The organism is Pseudomonas sp. GM48 (assembly GCF_000282335.1).
Lineage (GTDB): Bacteria > Pseudomonadota > Gammaproteobacteria > Pseudomonadales > Pseudomonadaceae > Aquipseudomonas.
This window is the reverse complement of record NZ_AKJM01000065.1, coordinates 1-9,401: the sequence shown is the minus strand read 5'-3', so window position 1 is coordinate 9,401 and position 9,401 is coordinate 1. Positions and strand designations below refer to the sequence as shown.

The following is a 9,401-nucleotide window of genomic DNA, read 5'->3' as shown; positions in this document are numbered from 1 at the left end:
AAGCTCGCTCCTACAGGGGTTGGCGTAGAGGTTCGAAATCATGGCTGACTCGATTTCGTTGAGGAAACTGGTTACCCGCCTGTTGCTGGTTGTGGGGGCGATGTTCGTGTTCGGGTTTGCGCTGGTGCCGATCTACGACGTGATGTGCAAAGCCTTCGGCATCAATGGCAAGACCGCCGGGCAGTATGAGGGTGAGCAGACGGTCGACACCTCGCGGCAGGTGCGCGTGCAGTTTCTGTCGACCAACACCGCCGACATGCCCTGGGATTTCTATCCCAAGGGCGAGGAACTGACGGCCAACCCTGGGGCAGTGAACGAGATGATCTTCATTGCGCATAACCCCACCGACCGCCCGATGAGCGCCCAGGCAGTGCCAAGCATCGCGCCCAGCGCGGCGGCGGCGTACTTCCACAAGACCGAATGTTTCTGCTTTACCCAGCAAGTGCTGCAGCCCGGTCAACGGATCGAGATGCCGGTACGTTTCATCGTTGACCGTGACATGCCCAAGGATGTGAAGCACCTGACGCTGTCTTACACGCTGTTCGATATCACCGCCCGACATCCACCGGTAGCTGTAAACACTGGCGGCTGAGCGTGCCCGATAAGGAGAACAATAAATGGCAACTCATGAACATTATTACGTTCCCGCCCAGAGCAAGTGGCCGATCATCGCCACGCTCGGCATGGTCACCACCGTGTACGGCCTGGCCACCTGGTTCAACGATCTGAAAGCGGCACGCCCGGAATCCCACGGGCCGCTGATCTTTTTCGTCGGTGGGTTGCTGCTGGCCTACATGCTGTTCGGCTGGTTTGGCACCGTGATCAAGGAAAGTCGCGGCGGTCTGTACAGCGCGCAAATGGATCGCTCGTTTCGCTGGGGCATGAGTTGGTTCATTTTCTCGGAGGTGATGTTCTTCATCGCCTTCTTCGGTGCACTGTTTTATGTGCGTAACATCTCCGGCCCGGCCCTCGGCGGTGACGGCGCCAAAGGTATCGCGCACATGCTGTGGCCGAACTTCCAGTTCACCTGGCCGCTGCTGAGCAACCCCGACTCGAAACTGTTCCCGCCTCCCAAGGAAGTCATCAGCCCCTGGGGCCTGCCGCTGCTCAATACCGTGTTGCTGGTGAGCTCCAGCGTCACGGTGACCATCGCCCACCATGCCCTGAAAAAGGGCCATCGCGGCGCACTGAAATTGTGGCTGGCGCTTACCGTATTACTGGGCTGCGGGTTTCTCACTTTCCAGGCTGAAGAGTACATGCACGCCTACCACGAGCTGGGCCTGACCCTGGGTTCGGGCATCTACGGCGCGACGTTCTTCATGCTCACCGGGTTCCACGGTGCCCACGTGACCATCGGCACCATCATCCTGTTTGTGATGCTGATGCGGATCATGCGCGGGCACTTCGACATCGATCACCAGTTCGGCTTCGAAGCGGCGAGCTGGTACTGGCACTTCGTGGATGTGGTGTGGATCGGACTGTTCGTTTTCGTCTACGTACTGTAGGAGCGAGCTTGCTCGCGAAGGTGTGTCAGTCGAAATCAACGTGTCTGACACACCATCGCCAGCAAGCTGGCTCCTACACGGCTACCAGGGGGCATGAGAAACCAGCTGGCCGCTGAAAAAGCCCCAGGTGATCAGACCGAGGGTAATGGCGGCCAGCGTGACACGCACACTCAAGGCAATGACGAGGCGGTTTGAGCGGCTGTCGTCCTTGACCAGAAAAAACAGGCCGCTGAACAGGCTGACAACCGTGGCAATCAGCATCAGGACGATGGCTGCTTTGAGCATGGTGAGACTCCGGGGGGACAAGCGATGCATTTGAGTATAGCTATCGCGATGACCGACTTTCTGGCGATGCCATGAAGCGTTTTCGGCCGGGTATCGTGCCAACGCTGGTGGTGGCGCTGTTGCTGCCGTTGCTGGTTTCCCTGGGGTTCTGGCAATTGAGCCGGGGCGCGGAGAAAAGCGCACTGCTGCAAACCTACGCCGAGCGCCGGGCCGCCGAGCCGATGCTCAGCATCGAGCTGCAACACACCCAGGATCCTGCCTTCCGCCGGGTGCGCCTGCATGGCGAATTCGATGCCGCCCACAGCCTGCTACTGGATAACCGTCAACGCGACGGCAAGGTCGGGGTCGAACTGCTGCAGCCGTTCCAGGACCGGGCGACCGGGCTCTGGCTGCTGGTCAATCGCGGCTGGCTGCCCTGGCCGGACCGGCGCACGCCGCCGCAATTCACTACACCTGCGCAAGCCGTCAGTCTCGATGCCTGGGTTTACGTTTCCCCCGGCGCCACTTTTCAGTTGCATGCCGATCCCGACAGCACCACCTGGCCACAACTGGTGACAGCCGTCGCCCCGGGCAAACTATGGCGTGCGCTGAACCGTGACGGCTTTGCCTTTGAGCTGCGCGCCGAAACCGGCCCTGCCACTTATCAGGCCGACTGGCCGGTGGTCGCCACGGGCCCGGAAAAACACATCGCTTATGCCGTGCAGTGGTTCGCCATGGCGATCGCCCTGTTCGGTCTTTATCTGTATCTCGGCTGGCACAACGCAAAGGAGAAACACCATGGGAGCGGCCATGAATCCACCCAGCATGTCTGAGGCGAAACCGTCGGTGAACCGGCGCAAGGGCCGCTTGCAACTGCTGCTGATACTTTTCGGGGTGATCGGTCCGATGATCCTCGCCACCGGCATGTACAAGCTGAATTTCTGGGTGCCTGAGGGCCGCAGTTATCACGGCGAACTGATCGGCAACGGCCAGACCCGCGCCGATATTGGCGTGCAGGCGCAGGACGATCGCTGGCAGATTCTGGTGACGGCGCCCAAGGATTGCGCGGTGGACTGCCAGCAACTGGTGTATCTGGCGCGGCAAATCCAGATCAGCCTCGGCCGCGATGCGTCCCGCGCCAGCCATGCATTGGCCGCCGCGCAGACGCTGAACAGCGATTACGAGACTAAACTTCAACGCGAGTACCCGCAGTTGCAACGCTATTCACTGGACTTGCCAACCTACATTAAAGGCGCTCAGAGCAATGACGCGCCGCACCTGTGGATCATCGACCCTCACGGCAATCTGGTGCTGCGCTACGACCCGTCGGTGAAGGGCAAGGACCTGCTCAACGATCTGCGTCACCTGCTGAAACTGTCGAACATCGGATAAGGGCATCGTCATGGCCAAACCTGGATTTCGCCTCGCGTTGTTTGCCACTTTGCTGGCACTGATTGTGGTGTTGCTGGGCGCCTACACCCGCCTGACCCACGCCGGCCTCGGCTGCCCGGACTGGCCTGGCTGCTACGGCTTCATCAGCGTACCGAAAAGCGAAGCCCAGCTGGCCCATGCCGAATTGCATTTCCCGGACGCTCCGGTCGAGGCCCACAAGGGCTGGAACGAGATGATCCACCGCTACTTCGCCGGCACGCTGGGGATGTTGATCGCGGTGTTGGCCGGTCGTGCGTGGGTGCATCGCCGCCATCCGGGGCAACCGGTGAAGCTGCCGTTGTTCCTGCTGGCGGTGGTCCTTGGCCAAGCCGCGTTCGGCATGTGGACGGTAACGCTCAAACTCTGGCCGCAGGTGGTCACCGGGCATTTACTTGGCGGCTTCGCGACCTTGAGCCTGTTGTTTCTGTTGACCTTGCGCCTGTCCGGCGTATTGCCGGCGCTGACCGTGCCACGACGTTTGCAGTACTGGGCGACGGCGGGGCTGCTGCTGGTGATCGGGCAAATCGCCCTCGGTGGCTGGGTCAGTTCCAACTATGCCGCCGTGGCCTGCATCGACTTCCCGACCTGTCACGGCCAGTGGTTGCCGCCCATGGACTTCGCTAATGGCTTTCACCTGACCCAACACATCGGCCCGAACTATCTGGGCGGGCAACTGGACAGCGACGCCCGTACGGCGATTCACCTGACCCATCGCATCGGCGCGTTGCTGGTCACCCTGGTATTGCTTGGTCTGGCCTGGCAATTGAAGGCGGTCGGCATGACGCGTCTGGCAGGCCTGGTGCTGATCGCCCTTGGCGCACAAATCGCCCTGGGCATCAGCAACGTGCTGTTTCATCTGCCGCTGCCGCTGGCCGTTGCACATAACGCCGGCGGCGCCGCGCTGTTGCTGACCATGGTACTGGTCAATTATCACGCCCGAACCAGTCTGGTCCGGGTCAAGCAAGCGCGCTGGCACTTCAGCCCGCGTAAACACTCAGCCGGGCCCATAACAATAAAAGGAGAAATGCCATGGCGATTCTGATCGGCGAACGTCCCAGTCAGGCGATCTGGCGTGACTACCTGGAACTGACCAAACCCAAAGTCGTGGTGCTGATGCTCATCACTTCACTGGTGGGGATGTTCCTCGCAACCCGCGCCGGGGTGCCGTGGACGGTGCTGATCTTCGGCAACCTGGGCATCGCCCTGTGTGCCGGTGGCGCGGCGGCGGTCAATCATGTGGTGGACCGGCGCATCGACGCGATCATGGCGCGCACCCACAAACGGCCGCTCGCCGAAGGCCGGGTTTCGCCGACCGCCGCGCTGACGTTCGCACTGGTTTTGGCAGCCCTCGGGCAAGCCATGCTGCTGGCGTTTACCAACCCGCTGACCGCGTGGCTGACCCTCGCCTCGTTGCTCGGCTATGCGGTGATCTACACCGGATTCCTCAAGCGCGCGACTCCGCAGAACATCGTCATCGGTGGTCTGGCCGGTGCCGCGCCGCCATTGCTCGGCTGGACTGCCGCCACCGGTCACGTCAGCGCCGAACCGCTGCTGCTGGTGCTGATCATCTTCGCCTGGACCCCGCCGCATTTCTGGGCACTGGCGATTCACCGCAAGGAGGAATACGCCAAGGCCGACATCCCGATGCTGCCCGTCACCCACGGCGAACACTACACCAAGATTCATATCCTGCTTTATACCTTCGCGCTGCTCGCCGTCAGCCTGATGCCTTATGTGATCCACATGAGCGGCACGCTCTACCTGGTGTGCGCACTCGGGCTGGGCGGGCGATTTCTGCAATGGGCCGTGGTGTTGTACCGTGGCACTCGGCCGCATGCGGCGATCGGCACGTTCAAGTACTCTATTTACTACTTGTTCCTGCTGTTTATCGCCCTGCTTGTAGACCACTACTTACTGTTGATCCTATGACTCGAACCCAGAAAACCGTCTTCATTCTCGTCGCCCTGATCGCGCTGATCCTGGGCCTGACCGTCAACAAGGTACTGTCCGGGAAAAACCAGGGTGATCCTACGGCGCTGATCGACGCCGGCATCATTTTGCTGCCGCAGAGCCGTAATCTGCCGGACGTGACGATGACCAATCAGGACGGCCAGCCGGTCATGATCAATGAGTTGAAAGGCAAGTGGAGCCTGCTGTTCTTCGGCTATACCTTCTGCCCGGACATTTGCCCGACCACCCTCGCCCAACTGCGGCAGATCAAGAGCGAGTTGCCGCCAGAAGCCGTGGATAAACTGCAAATCGTGCTGGTCAGCATCGACCCCAATCGCGACACACCCAAGCAGCTCAAACAGTACCTGGGCTACTTCGACCCGCAGTTCATTGGCCTGACCCCGGCGTCGACCGATGAGCTGCAAAAGGTCGCCAACGCGGTGAGCATTCCATTCATTCCGGCGGACACCAACAAGCCGAACTACACCGTCGACCACAGCGGCAACCTTGCGGTGCTCGGGCCGGACGGCACGCAGCGCGGGTTTATTCGGGCGCCGTTGAATAATGCGAAGCTGGTGGCGCAGTTGCCGGTGATGCTCAAGCGCAACTAAGTGACACAAAACCCTGTGGGAGCGGGCTTGCTCGCGAAGGCGGTGGTTCAGCCGACATTGATAGTGGCTGACACACCGCTTTCGCGAGCAAGCCCGCTCCCACAGGGGCCTATATTTCAAAGGCACAAAAAAGGGGACGCACTTGGCGTCCCCTGTTTCGTTTCAGCAGTTCAATCAGAACGCCGGCACGACCGCGCCTTTGTACTTCTCGAGAATGAACGCTTTCACTTCCGGGCTGTGCAGGGCAGTAACCAGTTTCTTCATCGCTTCGCTGTCCTTGTCGTCCGAACGGGCAACCAGGATGTTCACGTACGGCGAGTCGCTGCCTTCAATCACCAGCGCATCTTTGGCCGGATCGAGCTTGGCTTCCAGCGCGTAGTTGGTGTTGATCAGCGCCAGGTCGACCTGGGTCAGCACGCGCGGGATGGTGGCGGCTTCCAGCTCACGGATTTTCAGGTCCTTGGTGTTCTCGGTGATGTCCTTCACAGTCGACAGGATGTTGTGCGAATCCTTCAACTTGATCACGCCGGCCTTGGCCAGCAGCAACAACGCACGGCCGCCGTTGGTGGCGTCGTTCGGGATGACCACGTTGGCGCCGCCAGGCAGTTCAGCGAGGGTCTTGTACTTGCTGGAGTAAGCGCCCAGGGGTTCCAGATGCACGCCGGCCACGGAAACCAGATTGGTGCCCTTGGCCTTGTTGAACTCATCCAGGTACGGCTGGTGCTGGAAGAAGTTGGCGTCCAGGCGCTTTTCCGCGACCTGTACGTTCGGCTGGATGTAGTCGGTGAAGACTTTGACCTTCAGTTCCACGCCTTCTTTAGCCAGGGCCGGTTTCACGAATTCGAGGATCTCGGCGTGTGGTACCGGGGTGGCCGCGACGGTCAGGGTTTCAGCGTGGGCAGAGAACGCAGCAACGGCCGCGAAGGCCACGAGTAGTTTTTTCATTCAGCTAACTCCTTGTGAGGCGCCCGTTTGGCGCCTGCCAGCGAATGGCCGGCTCATGTCTTACTTACGGGAAAAGTGGACGACCAGTTTGTCGCCGAAGGTTTGCAGCACCTGGACCAATACCAGCAGCAATACCACTGTCACGACCATCACATCGGTCTGGAAACGCTGGTAACCGAAGCGAATCGCCAGGTCGCCCAGACCACCGGCACCCACGACACCGGCCATCGCCGTGTAGGACACCAGTGTAATGGCTGTCACCGTAATCGCTGCGAAGATGCCCGGACGCGCCTCCGGCAACAACGCGTTGGTGATGATCTGCCGCGTGGTCGCGCCCATTGCCTGGGTCGCTTCGATGATGCCGCGATCCACTTCACGCAGGGCGGTTTCCACCAGACGGGCGAAGAACGGCGTGGCACCCACTACCAGCGGCGGGATCGCCCCCGCGACACCCAGGGATGTGCCGGTGATCAACACGGTGAACGGAATCATCACGATCAACAGGATGATGAACGGCAGTGAGCGCAGAATGTTCACCACCAGCGACAACATCGCGTAGACGCCTTTGGCTTCCAGCAACTGGCGCGGACTGCACAGGAACAGCAGCACACCCAGCGGCAAGCCGAGCAGCACGGTGAACAACAGCGAACCGCCGAGCATCAGCAGGGTGTCGCCAGTGGCCAGCCAGATTTCGAGCCAGTCGATATTGGCGAAGAAACTTGTCAGGGCTTCCATTAGCGCAGCACCTCCATGTGGACGTCGGCCGCGGTGAAGCGGGCAAAGGCCGCTTCCATGTCACCGCCAGTGACAGCCAGGGTCAGTTGCCCGTAAGGGATGTCTTTGATGCGGTCGATACGACCGGCCAGGATGCTGTAGTCCACGCCGGTTTCCCGGGCGACGGTGCCCAGCAACGGCGCGTAGGTCGCTTCGCCCTGGAAGGTCAGACGCAGGATGCGCCCCGGCACGTGAGCGAAATCGTCACGTTGTTCGCTTTCGTCGATCTGCTCGTCTTCCTGCACGAAGCGCTTGGTGGTCGGGTGCTTCGGATGCAGGAACACCTCGGCCACCGAGCCTTGCTCGACGATCACGCCGGCATCCATCACCGCGACCTGGTCGCAGACCCGGCGGATCACGTCCATCTCGTGGGTGATCAACACGATGGTCAGTTTCAGCTCACGATTGATCTCGGCCAGCAATTGCAGGACCGATGCGGTGGTCTGCGGGTCGAGGGCGCTGGTGGCTTCGTCGCACAGCAAGATTTTTGGCTTGGTCGCCAGGGCGCGGGCAATGCCCACACGCTGCTTTTGCCCGCCGGACAATTGCGCCGGGTACTTTTTCGCGTGGTCGGACAAACCGACCCGCGCCAGCAACTCGGCCACGCGCGAATCGATTTCGCTGCGCGACAGCTCGCCGGCCAGGGTCAGGGGCAGCGCGACGTTGTCGGCCACGGTCTTGGAGGCCAGCAGGTTGAAGTGCTGGAAAATCATCCCGACCTGCTGACGGAAGCGGCGCAGGCCGTTGGCATCGAGGGCGGTGACTTCTTCACCGTCGACGGTGATCTTGCCGCCACTGGCGTTTTCCAGGCGATTGATCAGACGCAGCAGGGTACTTTTTCCTGCGCCGGAATGACCGATCAAGCCGAAAACCTGGCCGTTCTCAATCGTCAGACTGGTCGGATGCAGGGCGGGGATTTCCTTACCGGCGACGCGGTAAGTTTTGTGGACGTTTTGAAACTCGATCACGTAGCGAACCTTGTGGGGCGCGTTAGAAAAGGATCAGCGGTTAGCCGGGGCGCGCATTTTAGCCTGTCCGTATAGAGGTTCTTAGCATTTATTTCGCATTTGTCCTGTCATTTGGCAATAACGCGATCAAAGGTCAGAAAAAAGGAACGGCTGAATTTTGGAAAGGGAGGCGAGGGCCAAGGCGATTCCGGCCTGAGAGCTTTACTGCCAGAGAGGACGCCTTCGCGGGCAAGCCCGCTCCCACAGGGTTGCGGGTTGGTCACTTACGTTGTGGCTAACTCGGACATTGTGGGAGCGGGCTTGCCCGCGAAGCTTTTCAGGGTTTACGCGGGCTCAGGACCATCTGCGCCGGAACACTGCGCAGAATCTGCCGTTCCAGCTTCAGATCAAACTCAGGATCGAGCTTGTTCACCCGTTTGGTCAGCAAATTAGCCAGCCAAGGGTAATCGTTGGTGCGCGGCGCCTGAATGCTCACGTCGCACTGAAAATTCACCACATCGGCGGCGATCGCATCCAGTTGGCGACGCAGTTTGCCCATGTCGTTGATGTTCAGCGCGACCGTGGTGCTTTCAGCCGTCAGATCGATGACCTTGGCTTTTGGCTTGGCTTCGGCAGCCTTGAGGGCGGCTTCGGCTTTTTCCAGCTCGGCCTTGCGCGCCTGGGCAATCGAGCCGTTGACTCCGCCTGTCAGTGCCGGTGCCTTGGGCATCAACGAGCGGGCACGGCTCAGGGCGGTCGCGGCGGCATCCACGTCACCCTTTTGCAGCACGATCTGGCTGCGGCGCAGGTACGCTTCGGCCAGTTGCCGCTGGTATTGCTCAAGGGAAGCATCGTTGGGCGATTCGGCCTGCAAGGCTGCCAATTGGTCTTCGGCGGTGGCCAGTTCATCGCTGGCGATGTTTTGTTCCAGCTGTACGATGGCCGCGGCCCGTGCATCGGCGGCCTCGGTGGCC

At 60.7% G+C, this 9,401-nt stretch carries 12 protein-coding genes; 7 read left to right on the top strand and 5 right to left on the bottom strand.

All coding sequences use genetic code 11. The features are described 5' to 3' along the window. Positions 1 to 40: 40 nt before the first annotated feature. Together PMI28_RS16350 and PMI28_RS16355 are read left to right on the top strand one after the other, a co-directional pair. Positions 41 to 592, top strand: coding sequence for a cytochrome c oxidase assembly protein (locus PMI28_RS16350; protein WP_007986182.1), 552 nt, complete (start codon positions 41 to 43; stop codon positions 590 to 592). Positions 593 to 617: 25 nt separating this feature from the next. After that, positions 618 to 1,505: a cytochrome c oxidase subunit 3 gene (locus PMI28_RS16355; RefSeq protein WP_007986180.1), complete on the top strand. Its 888-nt coding sequence runs from the start codon at positions 618 to 620 to the stop codon at positions 1,503 to 1,505. 81 nt (positions 1,506 to 1,586) lie between these two features. Here PMI28_RS16355 and PMI28_RS16360 read toward each other — a convergent pair whose 3' ends face one another. Then, the gene (locus PMI28_RS16360) at positions 1,587 to 1,790 is read right to left on the bottom strand and encodes a twin transmembrane helix small protein (protein ID WP_007969817.1); all 204 of its coding nucleotides are present in this window, start codon (positions 1,788 to 1,790) and stop codon (positions 1,587 to 1,589) included. A 71-nt stretch (positions 1,791 to 1,861) separates the two neighbouring features. Here PMI28_RS16360 and PMI28_RS16365 point away from each other — a divergent pair, with 71 nt between their 5' ends. Genes PMI28_RS16365 through PMI28_RS16385 form a run of 5 tightly spaced genes read left to right on the top strand, consistent with a single transcriptional unit; the run spans position 1,862 to position 5,761 of the window. Beyond that, the gene (locus PMI28_RS16365) at positions 1,862 to 2,602 is read left to right on the top strand and encodes an SURF1 family protein (protein ID WP_007986177.1); all 741 of its coding nucleotides are present in this window, start codon (positions 1,862 to 1,864) and stop codon (positions 2,600 to 2,602) included. Further along, on the top strand, positions 2,568 to 3,161 hold the full coding sequence (locus tag PMI28_RS16370; protein ID WP_007986176.1) for a hypothetical protein: 594 nt from the start codon (positions 2,568 to 2,570) through the stop codon (positions 3,159 to 3,161). The genes PMI28_RS16365 and PMI28_RS16370 overlap by 35 nt, the downstream gene beginning before the upstream one ends. Positions 3,162 to 3,171: 10 nt before the next feature. Further along, complete coding sequence (locus tag PMI28_RS16375) at positions 3,172 to 4,242, top strand: COX15/CtaA family protein (protein WP_007986174.1); 1,071 nt, start codon at positions 3,172 to 3,174, stop codon at positions 4,240 to 4,242. Further along, positions 4,230 to 5,129, top strand: coding sequence for a heme o synthase (gene cyoE, locus PMI28_RS16380; protein ID WP_007986172.1), 900 nt, complete (start codon positions 4,230 to 4,232; stop codon positions 5,127 to 5,129). Before PMI28_RS16375 ends, cyoE begins: the two co-directional genes overlap by 13 nt. Further along, positions 5,126 to 5,761, top strand: coding sequence for an SCO family protein (locus tag PMI28_RS16385; RefSeq protein WP_007986170.1), 636 nt, complete (start codon positions 5,126 to 5,128; stop codon positions 5,759 to 5,761). The genes cyoE and PMI28_RS16385 overlap by 4 nt, the downstream gene beginning before the upstream one ends. Positions 5,762 to 5,935: 174 nt before the next feature. Here PMI28_RS16385 and PMI28_RS16390 read toward each other — a convergent pair whose 3' ends face one another. From PMI28_RS16390 to PMI28_RS16405, 4 genes are all read right to left on the bottom strand, one after another. Continuing rightward, entirely contained in the window at positions 5,936 to 6,706 is a 771-nt protein-coding gene (locus PMI28_RS16390) for a MetQ/NlpA family ABC transporter substrate-binding protein (RefSeq protein ID WP_007986168.1), read from the bottom strand. Between the two features lie 60 nt (positions 6,707 to 6,766). Beyond that, entirely contained in the window at positions 6,767 to 7,441 is a 675-nt protein-coding gene (locus PMI28_RS16395; protein ID WP_007986166.1) for a methionine ABC transporter permease, read from the bottom strand. Further along, on the bottom strand, positions 7,441 to 8,448 hold the full coding sequence (locus PMI28_RS16400) for a methionine ABC transporter ATP-binding protein (protein ID WP_007986164.1): 1,008 nt from the start codon (positions 8,446 to 8,448) through the stop codon (positions 7,441 to 7,443). The genes PMI28_RS16395 and PMI28_RS16400 overlap by 1 nt, the downstream gene beginning before the upstream one ends. Before the next feature lie 316 nt (positions 8,449 to 8,764). Further along, positions 8,765 to 9,401: PA5502 family lipoprotein (locus PMI28_RS16405; RefSeq protein ID WP_007986162.1), on the bottom strand; the 637-nt coding region annotated here is incomplete at its 5' end.

What these genes read in the sequence shown, in the direction of transcription:
- PMI28_RS16350 (WP_007986182.1), top strand. Translation starts at nt 41, where the DNA reads ATGGCTGACTCGATTTCGTTGAGGAAACTGGTTACCCGCCTGTTGCTG.
- PMI28_RS16355 (WP_007986180.1), top strand. Translation starts at nt 618, where the DNA reads ATGGCAACTCATGAACATTATTACGTTCCCGCCCAGAGCAAGTGGCCG.
- PMI28_RS16360 (WP_007969817.1), bottom strand. Translation starts at nt 1,790, where the DNA reads ATGCTCAAAGCAGCCATCGTCCTGATGCTGATTGCCACGGTTGTCAGC.
- PMI28_RS16365 (WP_007986177.1), top strand. Translation starts at nt 1,862, where the DNA reads ATGAAGCGTTTTCGGCCGGGTATCGTGCCAACGCTGGTGGTGGCGCTG.
- PMI28_RS16370 (WP_007986176.1), top strand. Translation starts at nt 2,568, where the DNA reads ATGGGAGCGGCCATGAATCCACCCAGCATGTCTGAGGCGAAACCGTCG.
- PMI28_RS16375 (WP_007986174.1), top strand. Translation starts at nt 3,172, where the DNA reads ATGGCCAAACCTGGATTTCGCCTCGCGTTGTTTGCCACTTTGCTGGCA.
- cyoE (WP_007986172.1), top strand. Translation starts at nt 4,230, where the DNA reads ATGGCGATTCTGATCGGCGAACGTCCCAGTCAGGCGATCTGGCGTGAC.
- PMI28_RS16385 (WP_007986170.1), top strand. Translation starts at nt 5,126, where the DNA reads ATGACTCGAACCCAGAAAACCGTCTTCATTCTCGTCGCCCTGATCGCG.
- PMI28_RS16390 (WP_007986168.1), bottom strand. Translation starts at nt 6,706, where the DNA reads ATGAAAAAACTACTCGTGGCCTTCGCGGCCGTTGCTGCGTTCTCTGCC.
- PMI28_RS16395 (WP_007986166.1), bottom strand. Translation starts at nt 7,441, where the DNA reads ATGGAAGCCCTGACAAGTTTCTTCGCCAATATCGACTGGCTCGAAATC.